This is a genomic window from Sphingomonas sp. CFBP8993, assembly GCF_034044895.1.
Taxonomy (GTDB): Bacteria; Pseudomonadota; Alphaproteobacteria; order Sphingomonadales; family Sphingomonadaceae; genus Sphingomonas.
On sequence record NZ_JAXCWU010000003.1, the window covers coordinates 408,482 to 427,012 of the forward strand.

An 18,531-nucleotide genomic window follows, 5' to 3' on the forward strand; every position below is an offset into this window, starting at 1 on the left:
TGCCGACGCGACCGTTCGCGCTGAGCAAAGTCGGAGCGTAGGGGAATCCCCTTACCGCAACCGCTCGATCGCCTGTGCCAGCGCGACATAGAGCTTGCCCATGTCCGACGACAGCAACGTCACGCCCAGCGGCGATCCGTCGCGCTGAGCCAGCACGCCGCGCAGCATCGCCTCGAAATCGTGGATATAGCGGTTCACGTGATCGCGGAACTTGGGGTCGTCGTCATACAGGTCGGCGATCTCGCGGGCCTGGTGCGAGTCCAGGATACGCACCGCGCGGCGGGTGAAGACGCCGCGATCGCCCTTCAGATAGGCGGCCCAGGCGCTGTCGGTGACCTCGGGCGCATAGATCTTGGCGATGTCGATAGACGCCGAGTTAAGCGACTCGATCAGCAGCGAGGCGCGGCGGGCGAAATTGTCGCGATCGGCTTCCTCGCGTTCGGTGCGCGCTTCCTCGATACGCGCCTCGACGATCCCGGTCTTCTCGACGATCAGATCGGCCTGCCGTGCCAGCCGCTCGGTCGCGCGGGTGGCGGCCTCGACCGCGCCCTGGGTGGCATCGACGATGGCATGGATTTGTCGTTCGACCGTATCGCCGGTGGCGCGGCGCATCGCGTCGGCGCTGGCCTGTTCCAGCGCGCTGGCCGCCTGTGGAATGACCTCCGCCAGCGTCTCGCGTGCCTTCTCGGCCGCGGTCGCCGCGGTTTCACGAACACGCAGCAGCGCATCGACCAGCTTCGGGGCTGCCTCGTCAGCGAAGCGGTGCGTGCGCTCGATCGTCTCGTCGACCATCATGCCCAGCGCATCGGCCTTGGCCCGACCGCTCGACAGCGTCTCGATCAGCGAGCCCGACAGAGTCTCCAGCGTCTGGCGCTGTTCGGCGATCACGTCGGCAATCGCCTCAATCGCCTCATGCGTGCTTTCCGCCGCCGCGACCAGCGCCAGCAGTTCGGGCTTGGTCTGGACGACGATTTCATGGCTGGCGTGCATCCGCTCGTCCAGGCGACCCAGCGCTTCGGGCAGCGTCTCGTCGATCTCGCGCGCGGCCGCGTCGAGCGCGATCAGCAATGTCTCGGTCGTGCCGATGACGCGGTTGGCCATGGTCTCGCCCGCTTCCAGCGCGCCGGTCATCGCATCGGCCGAACCGCCCAGTGCACTGATCGAGGCCGCCAGCATCTGCGACTTTTCGGTGCCCTGCGCATGCAGCACCGTGATCCGGGTTTCCACGCGGTCCAGCGCGGTGTCGAGCGCATCGATCATCGCCTCGCCCGCGATCCGCTGCGCATCCAGTTCGCCGCTCAGTCGCGCGACGGCGCCGTCGACGGTCGTGATCCGCTCAGCCAGCGCATCGGCGCTGTCCCGCGCCGCGCTGTCGAGCGCCGCCTGGTTGGCCGAGACCATGGCGAGCATCGCGTCGCCCTGGGCGGCGATGCCCTTGCGCGACTGGTCGATCGCCTCGGCCGTCCGGTCGAGCAGTTCGTCGATCGTCACCGCGACATTGGCGGTGACGTTTTCCAGATGCTCGCTGGCGGTCCGGCTGGTCGCCTCCATCTGTTCGATATGCTGGGCCAGGCGAAGCGCGGCGCCGCTGGCGATGGTGTCCGCATCCTGCCCACGGCGGCCCAGCGCCACGAATTGCGCATCCAGCGCGGCGGCATGCGTCTGGGCCGACCGAGCGGCCTCCGCCATCCGGTCGCCCGCCTCGCCGACCGCGTCGGTCGCCTGGGGCAAGGCGTCGAGCAACTGGTTCAGGCTGGCCTGGCTGGTGCCCGCGACCTCGGCCAGTGTCCGGCCATGCAACTCGACCATCTGGATATCGTCGGCCAGATCGCGGGCGATCGTGTTGAAGCGCGTCTCCGCCGCCTGCGCCATTTCGGACAGGGCGATGGCCTGGGCCGACAATTCCGATCGGTTGGCGGCCAGCGCGTTACCGATCGCGGTGACCGCCTGCTGCAGCGCCATGGCCTCGCGGCGCATGTCGTGCGCGGTCATGGCGAAGCGCCGCTGTTCCGCCTGGCTGTTACGCTGGGTCACCAGCCACAACACCGCGATCAGCAGCGGCCCCGCCAGCGCCAGCGTGACGATCGGCGCCAGTGTGACGGGGGCGATCGTGGCCGTCCCGCTCAGCCCCCAGGCCAGCGCCCCCCCGAACCAGCCGATCGCCGCGACGCCCGCCACGATCAGGGGAATGGGCGAGGTCGGTTCGGGTTCGTGCGCCATGACATCGGTGCCTTCGTCCAGCCAGGGGCTTGGGGGCAGGGGGAGCGCGGAGCCCCCCGCATCGCTGGCATAGGGCGCGGCGTGATCGCCCGACAGCGCCTCGGCCCCCGGCATGTCCGACCTGTCCTGACGCTCCGCGCGCAAATCCACGATCATCTAGGCCCCCGTGTCACAATGGGCCGGTTTATCACGTTTGCTCGTCGCAGAAAGCGAATTGCGCTATTCCGTTCGACGGCCATCCCGGTTTAGAGGCTTGGGATGACTTATGAGCACGGAACGATCGACTCCGCCCTGGCGGCCGTTGCCGGGGATGAGCCGGCCGTCATTCAGGATCTGCGCTGCGCTTTCCTCGAAGGCGTGACACGTGCTCTGGAGACGATGAAGGCGGCGCGCGACGGGCAGGAGTGGCGCGAGGCCGCGCTGCGGCTCAAGGGCCTTGCCGCCAGCGTCAACGCGCTGCCGCTGATGACCCTGGCCGGGCAGGCTGCGGAGCGCGATACGCGCGACGGCGACCTGCTGGATCGCATTGCCGAGGTCGTCGCCCGTCTTTGACATGGTCCCGCCGATGCTTGCCGCGTTCGGGGGCTGGCATGGCGGAGCGGGAGGGCTTAACAGCACGCGATGCTGTCAGGTCTTCTCTTCGCGATTGACGACGCCGACGACCGCCCCGGGCGGTTGACGGCCACCTTGCCGTTCGCCGGGGTGACCCTGATCGAATATCAAGCCCGGCTGCTGGTGGCGGCGGGTGCGGCGCAGATCATCATCGTCGTCGCCCGGCTGACCCCCGAATTGCTCGGCGCGATTGCCCGCATCGCCCAGCGCGGTGCCGTGGTCGACACGGTGCGCAGCGCGGTCGAGGCCGCCGAAAAGCTGCATCCCTTGTCGCGGCTGGTCGTACTGGCGGACGGGTTGATCACGACCGAGGACATGATCGCGCTGGTCCTGCGCGACGGTGGGCAGGACGCGTTGGTGGTGGTGCCCGAGGCAGGGGCCGAACCGGGGCTGGAGCGGGTCGGCGGGCAGATGGCCTGGTCGGGTGTCGCCCGGCTCGATCCCCGCCGCGTCGCCGAGGTTGCGGCCCTTCCGCGCGACTACGATCTGCAATCCACCCTGTTGCGGATGGCGGCGCAGGCGCGGGCGACGCACATCCTGTTGCCCGCCGATGCCGAAAAGGCCGGGCACGGTATCGTTCACCGGGCGGAGGCACTGGACGCACGCGGCCGCGCGGTGGTCGCACGGCTGGTATCGGGGCGGCGAAGCTGGTTCGACCGCTATATCCTGGCCCCCGTCGCGCGACTGGCCTTGCCGCGTCTGGTCGAACGCGCGGTGCCTGCGCATGTCGCGGGGGGTGCGGGTGCCGGGCTGGGGCTGTTGGGGCTGGCGTTGATCGTGTTCGGCTTTCCCGCCATGGGCTTGATCGTCGCCGTCTTGGGTACGTTGGGCTTGGGGCTCGGCGAAACACTGGCGGGCTTGCGGGACGAGCAGGGCGCGGCGCGTGGCCATTCCGCCGCGATCGCCGGGCTGGCCGCGCTCGCCATCGCCGCGTTGGGCTGGCATTATTATCATGCCCTGGCGGAGGAAGTCGCCCCGATCCTGGCGCTGATGCTGATCATTCTCGGTATCCTGGCCGAACGGGCCGGGCTTTATCGCTTTCGCCGCCGCTGGTGGGCGAGCCCGCCCGCCTATCTGCTGGTCATCCTGCCATTGGCTCTCTTGGGTGCGGGGCTGTGGGGACTGGCGTTGGCGAGCATCTATGCAATCGTAACCTTGGCGTCCGCAATCGAGACATTGCGGGCGCAAGTTTAGTGTCGCTTTAACACCATTGGGGTTAGCGGTGAGGCATGGCGGTCGAACCGGACCCATTTGAGCCTCCCCAGTGGCAGGGCGCGGCATTGTCGACGCGTATGGCGTCGGCGCGTGCGCGTGCCGCCGCGCGGCGGTCGGGGGCGGTGGCGGACCTGCGGCTCGATGACGACATCCGGCTGACCGAGCGTATCCGGTTCGAGGTGACGGCGCACCTGCGCCTGCTGGTCGAGACGATCGCGCGTGACCTGTCGCGCCAGGTCGAACGCCTGGCCGATGATGGCGAGATCGCCGCCGCGCTGCTGCCGCACGATCGGGTGGTCGAGCGGTTGCGACAGGCCGGATGCCTGACCGATCCCGATCTGATCGACGAACTGGTGGCGCAGGCACGCCAGACCTTGCTGGCAGAGGCGTTGCCGGTCGAAAGCGTCGCAGGCGACGCGCCCAGCCTGCTCGTCCGGTTGACCGAAGCCCCCGACCGGATCGTCGCGGCGGCGGCGCGGGCTGCGCTGATTGCCGAGGGGCAGGGCCGGATTGCGGGCCAGCAGGGCGAGGCGGTCGCGCTCCCCGCCGAATTGCAGCAGCGGCTGGTGTGGATCATCGCCGCGGCACTTCGCCGGCAGGATGACGCGCCGCTCGACAAGGCGCTGGCCCAGGCCGTCGATCGCGTCCTGGCGGCGCAGGATGCGAGCGAACGCCCGCTGGCCGCCGCGCTGAAGCTGGCCGCCGCGATCGATGCGCGAGCCAGCGAGCTGCCGGAGCTGCTGGTCGAAAGCCTGCTTGATCGCCAGCCGGGTCTTTTTATCGCGCTGCTTGTCCATGCGACCGGTATCGACGTGGATCTGGTGCGTGAAATCGTGCTGGAGCCCGAGGGTGATCGCCTGTGGCTGGTGCTGCGCGCGCTCGACCTGGACCGGGCGACGATCGCGCGGATCGGCCTGTCGCTGTGCGAGGCCGATGGCCGCCGCGATGTGGAGGGGTTCGCCGACGCGCTCGACGGGATCATGGCCATCTCGGCCGAAGAGGCGCGGCACGCGACCGCCGTCCTGCGATTGCCGCGAACCTTCCGCGTGGCCATGGAGCGTCTGGAAGGTCCTGAGCGTCGATGACATCGATCGACAGCCCCGGCGAATCGATGGTCGCACGCGCGATATTGGATGCGGGCGATCATATCCTGTCGGCGGATCCTCCGATCGAACTCCTGCACATGCGCGCCGGTGGCGGGGCGACCGACCGCCTGGCGGTGGCGCCGATCGCGCGTATCGCCCGCCTGGCCCGGCGGCTGGGCATTATGGTGTCGCGCAAGGTCGTGGTCGCCGATGAGGAAGGCGATCTCGACCTGTGGGTCCAGGCGCGGCCCGAAACCGGCCAGATCCGCCTGAGCGTGAGCGGCTGGCGCGACCGTGCCGCATGGAGGCCCATGGCGACACCCGCCGACCATGCCGCGGCGGGCGCGGACTTTCGCTGGGAAACCGATGCCGCGCTGCGCCTGACCTTCCTGTCCCCCGGTGCCGGACAGCGGCACGGCTTCGATGCAGAGGCGATGCTCGGTCGTCCGCTCAACGCCCTGTTCGCCTTCGAAACGCCCACGGGCCGCGCCGGCCGCCTGCTGGCGGATACCGCGACGCTCGACGGGCGGGCGGCCCGGTTGTGCCCGACCGATGTGCCGGTTCGCCTGTCGGCCGCGATCCGGCATGACGGGATGGGCGGCATTGCCGGGTTGTTCGGAGCGACCTTCCTGATCGACGAGCCGGGCGAGGCGGATGACGAATTTCTCCTCGCACCCGGTGGTCCGCCGCTGACCGAGGCGTTTACCGCCGGGCTCGACAAGGCGCTGCGCACGCCGCTGGCGCGGATCGTCGCCAATGCCGACAGCATCGCCGCGCGCGCCGATGGGCCGATCGCCGCCGATTATGCCGGCTATGCGCAGGATATCGCCCATGCCGGACGCCATCTGATCGGCCTGGTCGACAATCTGGTCGAGTTGCAGGCGATCGAAAAACCCGATTTTCGCCTGGCCGCGACACCGATCGATCTCGCTGACGTCGCCCGCCGCGCCGCCGGGCTGCTCGGCGTTCGCGCGGATACGGCGGGTGTCACGATCCGCCGCCCGGCCGCCGACGAAGGCCTGCCCGCCATCGGGGATTTCGGCCGTTCGCTCCAAATCCTGATAAACCTGATCGGCAATGCGGTTCGCTACTCCCCGCGTGGGAGCGAGGTGGTGGTGGCGGTCGAGCGCGATGGGCCCTGGGCGCTCGTCAGCGTCGCCGATCGGGGCAAGGGCATTGCCGATGAGGATCAGGCCCGCATCTTCGAAAAGTTCGAACGGGTCGATCCCAGCGAGGCCGGTGGCAACGGCCTGGGCCTGTATATCGCCCGCCGTCTGGCGCGGGCGATGGGCGGCGAACTGAGCGTCGACAGCGTGCCCGGCGAAGGCGCGACCTTTACCTTCCGCCTGCGCGCGCAATAAAAAAGGGCTCCCGAAGGAGCCCTTTTCCGATCCGTGATCCGGTCGTTCAGCGTCGCCGTCTGGGCAGCCGCCGTGCGACCAGGATCAGCGCCAGCCCGCCGATCGCGACGAACGCGCCCCGATCGGCCCACTCGCCACGACCCAGCATGAAGCTTTCGTCCGGCCAGTGGATATAGCCAAGGCCCTGGCCGATCCATAAGCCACCGGTCAGCGCCAGAAGGACGCCGATGGCGATCAGGATCGGCCGGGCCCGGTTCATGGCTTAGCGCTGCTCGACCGGAACGTACGAACGCTGCGTCGGGCCGGTGTACAGCTGGCGCGGGCGACCGATCTTCTGGTCGGGATCGGTGATCATCTCGTTCCACTGCGCGACCCAGCCGACGGTGCGGGCGAGCGCGAACAGCACGGTGAACATCTCGGTCGGGAAGCCGATTGCCGACAGGATCACGCCCGAATAGAAGTCGACGTTCGGGAACAGCTTCTTTTCGACGAAATACGGATCGTTCAGCGCGATCTCTTCGAGGCGCAGCGCCGTCTCGAACAGCGGATCGTTGACCTTCAGCGCGTCGAACACTTCGCGCACGGTCTTCTGCATCACGGTCGCGCGCGGGTCATAGTTCTTGTAGACGCGGTGACCGAAGCCCATCAGGCGGAACGGATCGTTCTTGTCCTTGGCGCGCGCGATGAACTCGGGAATGCGGTCGGGCGTGCCGATCTCGCGCAGCATGTTGAGCGCGGCTTCGTTCGCGCCGCCATGCGCCGGACCCCAGAGGCAGGCGATGCCCGCCGCGATGCACGCGAACGGATTGGCGCCCGACGAACCGGCCAGGCGGACGGTCGAGGTCGAGGCGTTCTGCTCGTGATCGGCGTGCAGGATGAAGATGCGGTCCATCGCCTTTTCGACGGCCGGGTTCACCTCATACGGCTCGGCCGGAACGCCGAAGGTCATGCGCAGGAAGTTGCCGGTGTAGGACAGCGAGTTGTCCGGGTACAGGAAGGGCTGGCCCACGCTGTACTTGTACGCCATCGCCGCGATCGTCGGAATCTTGGCGATCAGGCGGTGCGACGCGATCGTGCGCTGTACCGGGTCATGGATGTCGGTCGAGTCGTGATAGAAGGCCGACAGCGCGCCGACGACACCGCACATGATCGCCATCGGGTGCGCGTCGCGGCGGAAGCCACGGAAGAACGCCGCCAGCTGCTCATGCACCATGGTGTGGCGCGTGATGGTGGTGGTGAAGCCCGACAGCTCGTCCTTGCTCGGCAGTTCGCCGTTCAGCAGGAGATAGGCGACCTCCATGAAGCTCGACTGCTCGGCCAGCTCGCCGATCGCATAGCCGCGGTGGAGCAGCACGCCCTCGTCGCCGTCGATATAGGTCAGTTCCGACTGGCACGACGCGGTCGAGGTAAAGCCGGGATCATAGGTGAAGGCGCCCGTCTGGGCATATAGCTTGCGGATGTCGACCACGTCCGGGCCGATCGTGCCCGACATGACCGGATAGTCGAACTCTTTGCCGCCGACATTGAACTTCGCGGTGTCGCTCATACTCAGTGATCCTTCCTATCTGCGGTCATCTGGTCCGCGATCCGCCCCAGGCTTTCCTCACGGCCCAGCAATGCGAGCACGTCGAAGATCCCCGGGGACGTCTTGCGTCCGGTCAAGGCAGCGCGGAGCGGCTGGGCGACCTGTCCGAGTTTTACGCCCTCGGTTTCGGCCACCTTGCGTACCGCGTCTTCCAAAAGCTCCGTATCCCAGTTGTGCACCGCGTCAAGCGCGGCGTGAACAGAAACGAGAATGCCCCGTGCCTTTTCATCGAGCAGGCCGGTGGCAGCCTCGTCGAGGCTCAACGGTCGACGCGCGAAAAGGAAGCGTGCGCCCTCGGCCAATTCGTTCAAATTGGCCGCGCGCGGCTTCAGCGAGGGCATGGCGGCGGTCAGCAGCGCGGTGTCGGTTTCACCCATCCGCTTGGCGACCAGTTCGGCAAGCCGCGCATCGTCGGACTCGCGGATATAATGGCCGTTCAGGTTTTCCAGCTTCTTAATGTCGAAGCGCGACGGCGCCTTGCCCACGGCGGCGAGGTCGAACCACTTCACCGCTTCGTCGCGCGAAATGATCTCGGCATCGCCGTGACCCCAGCCCAGGCGGAGCAGATAATTGTCGAGCGCTTCGGGAAGGATGCCCATCTCGTCGCGATACGCCTCGATCCCGACCGCGCCGTGGCGCTTGGACAGCTTGGCCCCGTCCGATCCGTGGATCAGCGGGATATGCGCATAGATCGGCTCGACCCAGCCCATCGCCTTATAGATTGGCAACTGCCGGAAGGCGTTGTTCAGGTGATCGTCGCCGCGAATGACATGGGTCACGCCCATGTCATGGTCGTCGACCACCACCGCCAGCATATAGGTCGGCGTGCCGTCCGAACGGAGCAGGACCAGATCGTCCAGCTCGGCATTCTGCACGGTGACGCTGCCCTGCACCCGGTCCTCGATCGTCACCGACCCCTCGCGCGGCGCGCGCAGGCGGACGACGAAGGGCTGGCCCTCGGGCGCGGTGGCGGGATCGGCGTCGCGCCAGGGCGAGCGGATGCGCAGCGGCTGCTTGGCGGCCTGCGCCGCTTCGCGCTGCGCGGCGATCTCGTCCTGCGTCATGTAGCAGCGATAGGCGTTGCCCTGCGCCATCATCTCACGCGCGACCTCGGCATGGCGGTCGGCACGGGCGAACTGGAACACGGCATCGCCGTCCCAGTCCAGGCCCAGCCAGCGCATGCCGTCCAGGATCGCGTCGATCGCGGGCTGGGTCGAGCGGGCGCGGTCCGTGTCCTCGATGCGCAGCAGGAACTTGCCGCCGTTCGCCCGCGCGAACAACCAGTTGAACAGCGCGGTCCGCGCGCCGCCGATATGGAGGAAGCCGGTCGGCGAGGGCGCGAAACGGGTTACCACTGGCGTGGCATTCGACCCGGTGGCGATATCATTAGTTGCGCTCAACCGCGCATACTCCCAATCATGAATTTCGATGGCCCATTCAGCCGCCGCAGCCCCTAGCATCAAGCGACCGCGCCGCCAAATGCCGCGCCTTCTGTTGACGAAGATCGGGGCGATGATCGAGACATGGGCGCAGGCCGAACGCGATCAGCTGGCGCTGTGGGTGCCGGTGATGTTCGGCATCGGGATCGCGGCCTGGTTCGTCCTGCCCGATCCCCGCGCGTGGTGCGCCGTCGCGCTGCTGGTCGCCGGGATCGGGCTGGCGGCGGTGACCGGGATGGGTGCTGGCCGGGTGGCGCGATCGGTGGGGATCGCGGCGTTCCTGGTGCTGGCGGGGTTGGCGATCGTCTGGGGGCGTGCCGAGTCGGTTCGCGCCCCGGTGCTTGCACGGCCGATGACGGTCGACCTGACCGCCGTGGTGGAGGCGAGCGATCGGCTGGCGGCCCGGCGGATCGTCCGACTGATGCTCAGACCGATGGGAGTCGCCGACGGGCGGGCGCGCGGTGTCGTCCTGCCACCCCGAATCCGGGTATCGCTGGACGAGGAGGATGCGCCCGCCGGGCTGGGTCCCGGCGCGCTGGTCCGGTTGCGTGCCCGCCTGATGCCGCCAGCGCCGGCGATTGCCCCCGGTGGGTACGACTTCGCACGTGCCGCCTGGTTCCAGGGCATCGGCGCGACGGGACGCGCTTTCGCCCCGGTGACGCTGCTCAGCCCGGCCGATCGGGGCGAGGGGCTGCGCCAGCGCCTGTCGCACCGTATCACCAGCCGACTGGCGGGAAGCGAGGGCGGGATCGCGGCGGCGCTGGCGACCGGCGATGTCGGGGCGATTGGCGAGGCGGATGCCGAGGCGATGCGGCGTGCCGGTCTCGCCCATCTGCTATCGGTCAGCGGGCTCCATATCACCGCGGTCGTCGGGATCGTCATGGTGCTGACCATCCGGCTGCTCGCGCTGTGGCCATGGCTGGCGCTGCGCGTGCGGCTGCCGCTGGTGGGGGCGGCGGCCGGGGCGGTGGCGGCGATCGGCTATACCTGGCTGACGGGCGCGGAGGTGCCGACCATCCGTTCCTGCGTCGCCGCGATCCTGGTCCTGACCGCCCTGGCGCTGGGACGCGAGGCGATGACCCTGCGGCTGGTGGCGGCGGGGGCGCTGATCGTCCTGCTGTTCCGACCCGAGGCGCTGGTCGGCGCGAGCTTCCAGCTATCCTTCGCCGCGATCACCGCGATCGTCGCGCTGCACGAGCATCCGACGGTCCGACGGTGGCTGGGGCCGCATCCCGACTGGCGCTGGTCGGCGCTACGCCAGTTGGGCGCGTTGCTCGCGACCGGGATCGTCGTCGAAGCCGCGCTGATGCCGATCGCCGTCTTTCACTTCCACAAGGCGGGGCTTTACGGCGCGCTGGCCAACATCGTCGCCATCCCCTGGACGACGTTCGTGGCGATGCCGCTGGAGATGATTGCGCTGCTGCTGGAGCCGCTGGGCTGGGGCGGCCCCTTCTGGTGGCTGCTGGGCAAGGCCTTGGGATTGCTGCTGGCCCTGGCGCGCTGGGTGTCGGCCATGCCGGGGTCGGTCGTCGCATTGCCGGTGGCCCCGCCCTGGGCATTTGCGGTGGCGGTGGCCGGGGGACTTTGGATCGCGTTGTGGCGGACGCGGTGGCGGTGGCTGGGCCTGCCGCCCTTGATGCTGGCGATCGGCATCATGCTGGCCGCGCCGACGCCGGACCTGATCGTGACCGGCGACGGGCGGCATGTCGCGGTCATGGCGGGGGATCGCGTGGCGCTGCTGCGCGACCGGGCAGGGGATTATATGCGCACCACCCTGACCGAACTGAGCGGGGCGGGTGGCGAGCCGCTGGCGCTGGCCGATCAGGTCAATGCGCGGTGCGGGCCCGATATGTGCGTGACAGGGCTGGTGAGAGGCGATCGGACCTGGCGGATCGCGGCGACGCGCAGCGGCTATCCGGTGCCATGGGCGCGGTTGATCGAACTGTGCAGTAAAGTTGATATCGTCGTTGCCGACCGGCGTCTGCCCGCGGCGTGTCGGCCGCGGTGGTTGAAACTGGATAGCGGAGCCTTGCGACACACCGGTGGGGTTTCGATCCGGCTCGATCCGCCGTCGGTTCGGATGGTGCGCCAGCCGGGGGACGGGCATCCGTGGATCCCCACGGCCATGGGGCAGGGGCGCTAGAGTTTGATCCGCCTGACCTGAACTATGGTCTTACCACCCCGGCGGAGGCCGGGGTCCAGTTGCGAAGGTTTCATTGATGGAACGCGTCGGTCGACCACCACCGCACCCCCAACTGGACCCCGGCCTCCGCCGGGGTGGTGTTTCGGCTAGACTGGATCAGCCTCCAAGCCTTTGCCATGTAATGCCCGGGTCTGCGTAAGCCTCTCCTTTGGGGAAAGGCGAGGGAAGGGCCGATAGCCAGCAGCCCCTTCTCGCTTTCCGTGGTCTTCGCCGTCTGCCCCGTTAAAGGGCAGGGCAACGGACCAACCCAAGCTCAGTCGTAGCGGCGGAGGATGCCCGACAGCTTGCCCTGCACGCGCACCTGGGCAGGGGCATAACGCTGCGGGTCATAGGCACGGTTGGCGGGGTCCAGGCGGACCATCGAGCCTTCACGCCGGAAATATTTGAGCGTCGCCTCCGCATCGTCGATCAGCGCCACGACGATCTGGCCGTCGCGGGCCACGTTGGTGCGGCGGATCAGCGCATAATCGCCGTCCAGGATACCCGCCTCGACCATCGAATCGCCCGACACTTCCAACGCATAATGCTCGCCTGCACCCAGCAGGGCAGCAGGCACTGCCAGCGTCGAGCTGCCCTCGAACGCCTCGATCGGCAGACCGGCGGCGATGCGGCCATGCAGCGGAATCTCGACCACGTCATTGGCGGGTTCGGCGATCGGCTTGGGCGCCGGGGGCCGTACATTGGCCTCGGTCGGCGCAGCCACGGGCTTTTCGGGACGATCGGGCATCCGCAGCACTTCCAGCGCGCGGGCGCGGTTGGGCAGGCGACGGATGAAGTGGCGTTCCTCCAGCGCGGAGATCAGGCGATGGACACCGGACTTGGACTTGAGGTCCAGCGCCTCCTTCATCTCCTCGAAGGACGGCGACACGCCGGTTTCCTTCAAACGGTCGTTGATGAAGCAGACAAGCTCATGCTGCTTTGCGGTGAGCATCGCGATCCTCCGTCCAGAACAGACGTGGAACTTATATGGAACGTTTTGGCTTGCGTCAAGCGAGCATCAGGATTTCCGCCGAGTCGCCGGCTTGGGCGGCGGGGACATGCGGCGGGCGGATGATCAGGCAGGTCGAACGCGCCAGGGTAAGCAGCATCGAGCTGTCCTGAATGGCGGCGGCATGGACCCGGCCGTCGATCATCGCGGCACGCAGGTAATCGATCCGTGGGCCGTTGGCGGGCAGGTCTTCCCCCAGGATCGTCGGGATCGGGGCGGGAAACGGATCGGCCGCCCCCGCCATATGTGCGATCAGCGGCCGAACGAACAGCGTCGCGGTCACGAAGGCGGATACGGGATTGCCCGGCAGGCTGAGTACGACCGTGCCGCCCAGGCGTCCGGCCATCATCGGTTTGCCGGGGCGAAGCGCGATCCGCCAGAAATCGACCTGGCCGCCCGCCGCCTTCAGCGCGGGCTGGACCAAATCATGGTCGCCGACCGAGGCACCGCCGGTCGTCACCAGCAGATCGGCCCCGACCCCGGCAAAGGCATCGCGCAAGGCATTGAGGTCGTCGGGCAGGATGCCCAGGTCGATGATCTCGACCGGCAGGTCGGCGAGCAGCGCGGCGAGCATGACGCCGTTCGATTCGGGCAAGGTGGCGGGATCGCCCGAGCCGGGCGGCACCAGTTCGTCACCGGTGGCGGCGATCGCGACGCGGACATGCTGGCGGACGGGCAGGGTGCCATGCCCGCCGGTCGCAGCCACCGCGATCCGGGCCGGAGTCAGCCGCTGACCCGCCGTGATCAGCGTCGCGCCCTCGTCGAAGTCCAGTCCGCGCCGCCGCACGTTGCGGCCCAGATGGCCGGGCCCTTCGCCGGTCAGCAGCAGGGTATCGCCATCCCGTCCGGCCTCTTCCTGGATCAGGACCGTATCGGCACCCGGCGGCAGCGCCGCACCGGTGAATATCCGGGTGGCCTCTCCCACCGCGATGGTCCCGGCGAAGGGCCGTCCCGCCGCGCTCTCGCCGATCACCGTCCAGGGCCCCGGCATGTCGGCGAAGCGGATCGCATAGCCGTCCATCGCCGACAGGTCGCTGGACGGCTGGGTACGCCGGGCCGCAATGTCCCGCGCGGCCCAGCGCCCAGCCGCTTCACGCAATGGCACGTCCACGATCGGACGTTCGGTGGTCAGCGCCAGCAGGCGCTTCTGGGCTTCGGGGACGGGTAAGAGAATGACGGTCGCTCCTGTTGCACCCATGACGCGTGGGACGGCGGCGCGTTCCCGGAAGGGGGGGGCGGCGTCAGGCGTGCCAGTCGCCCGACTTGCCGCCGGTCTTGGCGATCAGACGAATGTCGCCGATCGTCATGCGCTTATCGAGTGCCTTGGCCATGTCGTAGATGGTCAGCAGCGTCACCGATACGGCGGTCAGCGCCTCCATCTCGACGCCCGTCTGGCCCGCCGTCGCGGCCGTCGCGGTCGCGGTCACGCCGGTTTCGTCCAGCATCAGGTCGATCTCGACCTTGCTGAGCGGCAGCGGGTGGCAGAGCGGGATCAGGTCGCTGGTCCGCTTGGCGGCCATGATGCCGGCCACGCGCGCGACCGCCAGCACGTCGCCCTTCTGGACGCTGCCTGCTCGGATCGCGGCGGCGGCGTCGCGGGCCATGGTGACACGCCCTTGAGCGATCGCCTGCCGCGCCGTCACCGCCTTGGCCCCGACATCGACCATGCGGGCCGAGCCTTCGTCGTCCAGATGGGTGAGGCCGCTCATCCGATCAGCGCGCGGGTTGCCGCCTCGACATCATGCTGACGCATCAGCGCCTCGCCGACCAGGAAGCAACGAATGCCATGTGCGGCCATCGCATCCAGGTCGGCACGCGTCGTCAGGCCGCTCTCGGCCACGAAGGTCGATCCGGCGGGGGCATGGCCGACCAGTTCGTAGGTCCGCTGGAAGTCGACCGAGAAGTCGCGAAGGTCGCGGTTGTTCACCCCGATCAGGCGCGACTTGAGCCGAGCGGCGCGCTCCATCTCGGCGGCGTCGTGCACCTCGACCAGGGCGTCCATGCCGCATTCGATCGCGGCGGCCTCGATCTCCTGCATCTGCGTGTCGTCCAGCGCGGCGACGATGATCAGGATCGCGTCGGCGCCCAGGGCACGCGATTCGTGGACCTGCCAAGGGTCGACCATGAAGTCCTTGCGCAGGACCGGGATCGACACCGCCGCCCGTGCCTGTTCCAGGAACACGTCCGCCCCCTGGAACCAGCGCTCGTCGGTCAGCACCGACAGGCAGGCCGCACCCCCGGCCTCATAGGCGCGGGCATGGGCGGGGGGATCGAAATCCTCGCGGATCAGCCCCTTGGACGGGCTGGCCTTCTTGACCTCGGCGATCAGCGCATGGCCGGTCTTGGCGTCGAGCGCGGCACGAAAGCCACGCGGCGCGGAGACGGTCGCGATCTTGGCGTCCAGATCGGCGTGCGACATCGTCGCCTTGCGCGCCGCGACATCGGCACGCTTGGTTTCCAGGATGCGGTCGAGCATCGTCATCGGTAGGCAATCCATCGATCGAGGAGCGCCGCGGCCTCGCCCGTGTCGATCGCGCGGGCAGCGGCGACCGCGCCAGTATGCAGGTCGCGGCTGTGCCCGGCGACCAGCAGCGCGGCGGCGGCGTTGAGGAGGACGGCGTCGCGATACGCGCCCGTCTCTCCGGCGAGAAGGCGACGAAGCGCCTCGGCATTGTGCCGGGCGTCGCCGCCGCGAATGGCGGTGATGGGGTGGCGAGGGAGCCCCGCATCCTCGGGCGAGATCGTCGCGGGCGCGGTGATGTCGCCGACGGACACCGCGATGCTGGGGCCTGCGCCCGACAGCTCGTCCAGCCCTTCCTCGCCCGACACGACCAGCGCCGCCTCGGCACCCAGCTGGTCCAGCGCCTCGGCATAGACGCTGGCGTAATCGGGACGCGCGATGCCGATCAACTGGCGGCCGACATGCGCGGGATTGGCGAGCGGCCCCATCAGGTTGAAGATCGTCCGCCGACCGATCCGCCGTCGGATCGGCGTGATCCGCGCCATCGCGGGATGGTGGTTGGCGGCGAACAGGAAGGCGATGCCGATATCGGCCAAGCTGGCCTGCGCGACCAGCCCCGCACGCTCCATGTCGAGGCCGAGCACCTCCAGCGTATCGGCGGCCCCCGCCTTGGACGACGCCGCGCGGTTGCCATGCTTGGCGACCGGCACGCCCAGCGCCGCCACGACCAGCGATACCGCGGTCGACACGTTCAGCGTATGGTGCCCGTCGCCGCCGGTGCCGCAGACGTCGATCGTGCCCTGGGGCGCTTCGATCGGGATCAACCGTTCGCGCATGGCGCGGGCCGCCTCGGCAATCTCGATCGAGGTTTCACCGCGCTCGGACAAGGCGATCAGGAAGGTCGCGATCGCCTCTTCACCGGCACGGCCGTCGAGAATGTCGGCGAACGCGGCATAGGCGCTTTCGCGCGACAGCGGACTGACGGGATCGGGCAGCAGGGTGAGGGTGGTCACGCGGCGTGTCCGACCGGTGGGCGAAGCCGCTCGGGCAATTCATGCGCCACGCCCGCCTCGCGCAGGAAATTGGCGAGCATCGCATGGCCATATTCGGTGGCGATGCTTTCGGGATGGAACTGGACGCCGTGGATCGGCAGCGTGGCGTGGCGGAAGCCCATCACCGTGCCATCCTCGGCACGTGCATTGACGACCAGGCTGTCGGGCACGTCGTTGACGATCAGCGAGTGATAACGGGTCGCGGTGAAGGGGGAGGGCAGGCCGCGGAAAAGCCCGGTGCCGTCGTGATGGACGGGCGAGGTCTTGCCATGCATCAGCCCGCCACGCTGGACGAGGCCGCCGAAATGCTGGCCGATCGCCTGATGGCCCAGGCATACGCCCAGCAGCGGGCGACCCGCCTCGGCGGCGGCGGCGACCAGGTCCAGGCTGACGCCCGCCTCGGTCGGCGTGCACGGGCCGGGAGAGATGAGAAAGGCTTGCGCTCCCGACGAGAGCGCTTGGCCCGCCGAGATCGCGTCATTGCGGACCACCTCCACCTCACTGCCCAATTCCTGAAGATAATGGACGAGGTTCCAGGTGAAGCTGTCGTAATTGTCGACGACCAGGATCATGGCCTTGCCATAGCCGATCGTACGCCGCGTGCAACGCCCGACGCCGCCGCCCGGCACGACAAAATCACGCTTCCCGGCGCACCACGGCCCTAAATTCGCCCGATTCCGGTTCTGGTGTGGCGGCCGTTCAGCGTGGAGCCATGCGCGGCCTTCGACGTTGTAGGGATTGAAGGAGTTTCAACGCCATGGTTCGTGTCGCCCTGATCGCCGCTTTGTTGCTCACCCCGGGGGCGGCGCTTGCCCAGCAGGCGTCGCAGGATCAGCAGGCCTCGACCGGACAGCCGCCCAAGCGCGTGCGCCAGGTGACGCTGACCGGTGATCAGAAATGCCCCGCAAGCACGGCCGAAGAGGTGGTCGTGTGTGGTCGCGATGACGAGCCCTACCGCATCCCCAAGGCGCTGCGGAACGACAACCCTATCCCGGCGCAGAACCAGAGCTGGGTCAACCGCGCCGCGACCATGGATCAGGTCGGTCGCGTGGCGGGCGGTATCCCCGACACCTGCTCGCCGGTCGGGACGGGCGGCCAGAGCGGGTGCAGCATGATGTGGAACCAGCAATACCAGGCCGAGCGCCGCGCCCGCCGTGCCGAGGCAACGCCGCCTACCACGGCTGACGGAGAGTAAGGGCCCGGCCGCCGGTCCAGGGCGATTGGGTGCTGCGCGACCTGACGACCGCGGCCTTACCATTTCTTTCAATGGTGTCGTGGCACTCGCCGCCGTTAAGACTTGGCGGCAACGAATATCGCCACAGGCAGCAATCTGGTTTGCGTGTTCGCTACCTGCCTCAGACAGGTGACGCGCTCATTCGCGCAGCAAGGCCTTTCGGATCAGCCGTAGTCCAACCGACCTATTTCAGCTCCATGAAATAGGTGAGCGCGTTGCGTCCGAGGTCTGCGAAATGGTCGTAGATGACGCGTGCGACCTGAGCGATGCCGACCTGGCGATCACGACCGCCTTTGGCGAAGACGGCGACGGCCAGCCGACGACCGTCAGGCATGTTGATAAAGCCGACATCGTTCGTCACGCCATCGAGCGTTCCAGTCTTGTCCTCCACGCGGGTGCCTGCGGGCAGAAGGGCGCGGATGCGGCGCGTACCCGTCACGCACCGGCTCATCAGGTTGAACAACAGGCTGCGGCTCTCGACAGTCAGGAGCGTGCCGCTATTCAGCTTGTACAACAGAGACACCATGGCATTGGGTGTAGCGACGTCCTTGCTGTCGAAGAGGTGCCCACGCTCGCGAAGCAATTGTGCGATGTTCCGGTCTATCCGAATGCCGGAAATGCCGTTCGACGACAGCCATTGCTGGACCGCCGCCGGGCCGCCGACCCTTGCAAGGAGTAGATCGGCCGCGTGATTGTCGCTGCGCACGATCATGAGTTCCATCAGGGTGGCGGCGGACCGACCCGCAATCATGTCGCTCAGGCTACGTCGGCCATGGTCGACATCAGTAAGATAGGCACCGGCAATCGCAAGCTTCACCGTGCTGGCCATGGGGTACGCTATGTCACCCTTGACGGACGCCGCCGAACCGTTGCGCAGGTCGAGCACGGCGATGCCATAATCACTCGAGCGGCTGGCAACCAGGGCGTTGAGCGTCCGCTCCAGGCCCGTCAACTCCGGCGAACTCGCTGACGCCGGGGCGGGGAGAAGCGTGCCCCCGACGATACAGCAGAGAAGGGTGCAGGCGAGGAATGGTCGGCGCATAGGGCGTTCTTGTGGCTTGTTCCTGCGCGCGTCG

The 18,531-nt window shown here is 68.3% G+C and carries 17 protein-coding genes; 6 read left to right on the forward strand and 11 right to left on the reverse strand.

The features are described 5' to 3' along the window. Window positions 1-51 precede the first annotated feature (51 nt). Window positions 52-2,376: a hypothetical protein gene (locus SOM26_RS08090; RefSeq protein ID WP_320452196.1), complete on the reverse strand. Its 2,325-nt coding sequence runs from the start codon at window positions 2,374-2,376 to the stop codon at window positions 52-54. A 102-nt stretch (window positions 2,377-2,478) separates the two neighbouring features. Here SOM26_RS08090 and SOM26_RS08095 point away from each other — a divergent pair, with 102 nt between their 5' ends. From SOM26_RS08095 to SOM26_RS08110, 4 genes are all read left to right on the forward strand, one after another. After that, window positions 2,479-2,772 carry an Hpt domain-containing protein gene (locus SOM26_RS08095; RefSeq protein WP_320452197.1) on the forward strand — a complete coding sequence of 98 codons (294 nt, stop codon included), beginning with the start codon at window positions 2,479-2,481 and terminating at the stop codon, window positions 2,770-2,772. 69 nt (window positions 2,773-2,841) lie between these two features. Continuing rightward, window positions 2,842-4,026, forward strand: a complete 1,185-nt coding sequence (locus SOM26_RS08100; RefSeq protein WP_320452198.1) for a hypothetical protein — start codon at window positions 2,842-2,844, stop codon at window positions 4,024-4,026. A 35-nt stretch (window positions 4,027-4,061) separates the two neighbouring features. Then, window positions 4,062-5,132 (forward strand): hypothetical protein, encoded by a 1,071-nt coding sequence (locus SOM26_RS08105; RefSeq protein ID WP_320452199.1) that lies wholly within the window; start codon window positions 4,062-4,064, stop codon window positions 5,130-5,132. Continuing rightward, window positions 5,129-6,493, forward strand: a complete 1,365-nt coding sequence (locus SOM26_RS08110) for a sensor histidine kinase (protein ID WP_320452200.1) — start codon at window positions 5,129-5,131, stop codon at window positions 6,491-6,493. The genes SOM26_RS08105 and SOM26_RS08110 overlap by 4 nt, the downstream gene beginning before the upstream one ends. A gap of 46 nt (window positions 6,494-6,539) precedes the next feature. Here the strand turns inward: SOM26_RS08110 and SOM26_RS08115 are convergent, their stop codons facing one another. From SOM26_RS08115 to gltX, 3 genes are read right to left on the reverse strand one after another with little or no spacing between them, the layout of a single operon-like run. Next, the gene (locus SOM26_RS08115) at window positions 6,540-6,752 is read right to left on the reverse strand and encodes a hypothetical protein (RefSeq protein WP_320452201.1); all 213 of its coding nucleotides are present in this window, start codon (window positions 6,750-6,752) and stop codon (window positions 6,540-6,542) included. Between the two features lie 3 nt (window positions 6,753-6,755). Further along, window positions 6,756-8,039: a citrate synthase gene (locus tag SOM26_RS08120; protein WP_320452202.1), complete on the reverse strand. Its 1,284-nt coding sequence runs from the start codon at window positions 8,037-8,039 to the stop codon at window positions 6,756-6,758. A gap of 2 nt (window positions 8,040-8,041) precedes the next feature. Then, window positions 8,042-9,478: a glutamate--tRNA ligase gene (gene gltX / locus SOM26_RS08125; RefSeq protein WP_320452203.1), complete on the reverse strand. Its 1,437-nt coding sequence runs from the start codon at window positions 9,476-9,478 to the stop codon at window positions 8,042-8,044. Between the two features lie 94 nt (window positions 9,479-9,572). Between gltX and SOM26_RS08130 the strand changes: the two genes are divergently transcribed. Continuing rightward, window positions 9,573-11,660, forward strand: a complete 2,088-nt coding sequence (locus SOM26_RS08130; RefSeq protein WP_320452204.1) for a ComEC/Rec2 family competence protein — start codon at window positions 9,573-9,575, stop codon at window positions 11,658-11,660. Window positions 11,661-11,973: 313 nt separating this feature from the next. On the opposite strand, the gene lexA is transcribed toward SOM26_RS08130, so the two are convergent. From lexA to SOM26_RS08160, 6 genes are read right to left on the reverse strand one after another with little or no spacing between them, the layout of a single operon-like run. Then, window positions 11,974-12,651, reverse strand: a complete 678-nt coding sequence (gene lexA, locus SOM26_RS08135; protein ID WP_320452205.1) for a transcriptional repressor LexA — start codon at window positions 12,649-12,651, stop codon at window positions 11,974-11,976. Window positions 12,652-12,706: 55 nt separating this feature from the next. Then, a complete protein-coding gene (locus SOM26_RS08140; RefSeq protein ID WP_320452206.1) occupies window positions 12,707-13,906 on the reverse strand; it encodes a molybdopterin molybdotransferase MoeA in 1,200 nt (399 codons plus the stop codon). Between the two features lie 43 nt (window positions 13,907-13,949). Beyond that, window positions 13,950-14,417: a cyclic pyranopterin monophosphate synthase MoaC gene (gene moaC, locus SOM26_RS08145; RefSeq protein WP_320452207.1), complete on the reverse strand. Its 468-nt coding sequence runs from the start codon at window positions 14,415-14,417 to the stop codon at window positions 13,950-13,952. Continuing rightward, window positions 14,414-15,190: an indole-3-glycerol phosphate synthase TrpC gene (gene trpC / locus SOM26_RS08150; protein ID WP_320452208.1), complete on the reverse strand. Its 777-nt coding sequence runs from the start codon at window positions 15,188-15,190 to the stop codon at window positions 14,414-14,416. Before trpC ends, moaC begins: the two co-directional genes overlap by 4 nt. Continuing rightward, window positions 15,187-16,182 (reverse strand): anthranilate phosphoribosyltransferase, encoded by a 996-nt coding sequence (gene trpD / locus SOM26_RS08155; RefSeq protein ID WP_320452209.1) that lies wholly within the window; start codon window positions 16,180-16,182, stop codon window positions 15,187-15,189. Before trpD ends, trpC begins: the two co-directional genes overlap by 4 nt. Beyond that, window positions 16,179-16,793 carry an anthranilate synthase component II gene (locus tag SOM26_RS08160; protein WP_320452210.1) on the reverse strand — a complete coding sequence of 205 codons (615 nt, stop codon included), beginning with the start codon at window positions 16,791-16,793 and terminating at the stop codon, window positions 16,179-16,181. Before SOM26_RS08160 ends, trpD begins: the two co-directional genes overlap by 4 nt. 185 nt (window positions 16,794-16,978) lie before the next feature. Between SOM26_RS08160 and SOM26_RS08165 the strand changes: the two genes are divergently transcribed. Next, window positions 16,979-17,416 carry a hypothetical protein gene (locus tag SOM26_RS08165; protein ID WP_320452211.1) on the forward strand — a complete coding sequence of 146 codons (438 nt, stop codon included), beginning with the start codon at window positions 16,979-16,981 and terminating at the stop codon, window positions 17,414-17,416. 223 nt (window positions 17,417-17,639) lie between these two features. On the opposite strand, the gene SOM26_RS08170 is transcribed toward SOM26_RS08165, so the two are convergent. Continuing rightward, window positions 17,640-18,407: a serine hydrolase gene (locus SOM26_RS08170; RefSeq protein ID WP_320452212.1), complete on the reverse strand. Its 768-nt coding sequence runs from the start codon at window positions 18,405-18,407 to the stop codon at window positions 17,640-17,642. Between the last annotated feature and the right edge of the window lie 124 nt (window positions 18,408-18,531).

What these genes read in the sequence shown, in the direction of transcription:
- SOM26_RS08120 (WP_320452202.1), bottom strand. Translation starts at nt 8,039, where the DNA reads ATGAGCGACACCGCGAAGTTCAATGTCGGCGGCAAAGAGTTCGACTAT.
- SOM26_RS08095 (WP_320452197.1), top strand. Translation starts at nt 2,479, where the DNA reads ATGACTTATGAGCACGGAACGATCGACTCCGCCCTGGCGGCCGTTGCC.
- trpC (WP_320452208.1), bottom strand. Translation starts at nt 15,190, where the DNA reads ATGACGATGCTCGACCGCATCCTGGAAACCAAGCGTGCCGATGTCGCG.
- SOM26_RS08160 (WP_320452210.1), bottom strand. Translation starts at nt 16,793, where the DNA reads ATGATCCTGGTCGTCGACAATTACGACAGCTTCACCTGGAACCTCGTC.
- SOM26_RS08165 (WP_320452211.1), top strand. Translation starts at nt 16,979, where the DNA reads ATGGTTCGTGTCGCCCTGATCGCCGCTTTGTTGCTCACCCCGGGGGCG.
- SOM26_RS08090 (WP_320452196.1), bottom strand. Translation starts at nt 2,376, where the DNA reads ATGATCGTGGATTTGCGCGCGGAGCGTCAGGACAGGTCGGACATGCCG.
- SOM26_RS08115 (WP_320452201.1), bottom strand. Translation starts at nt 6,752, where the DNA reads ATGAACCGGGCCCGGCCGATCCTGATCGCCATCGGCGTCCTTCTGGCG.
- SOM26_RS08110 (WP_320452200.1), top strand. Translation starts at nt 5,129, where the DNA reads ATGACATCGATCGACAGCCCCGGCGAATCGATGGTCGCACGCGCGATA.
- SOM26_RS08105 (WP_320452199.1), top strand. Translation starts at nt 4,062, where the DNA reads ATGGCGGTCGAACCGGACCCATTTGAGCCTCCCCAGTGGCAGGGCGCG.
- SOM26_RS08140 (WP_320452206.1), bottom strand. Translation starts at nt 13,906, where the DNA reads ATGGGTGCAACAGGAGCGACCGTCATTCTCTTACCCGTCCCCGAAGCC.
- moaC (WP_320452207.1), bottom strand. Translation starts at nt 14,417, where the DNA reads ATGAGCGGCCTCACCCATCTGGACGACGAAGGCTCGGCCCGCATGGTC.
- lexA (WP_320452205.1), bottom strand. Translation starts at nt 12,651, where the DNA reads ATGCTCACCGCAAAGCAGCATGAGCTTGTCTGCTTCATCAACGACCGT.
- SOM26_RS08100 (WP_320452198.1), top strand. Translation starts at nt 2,842, where the DNA reads ATGCTGTCAGGTCTTCTCTTCGCGATTGACGACGCCGACGACCGCCCC.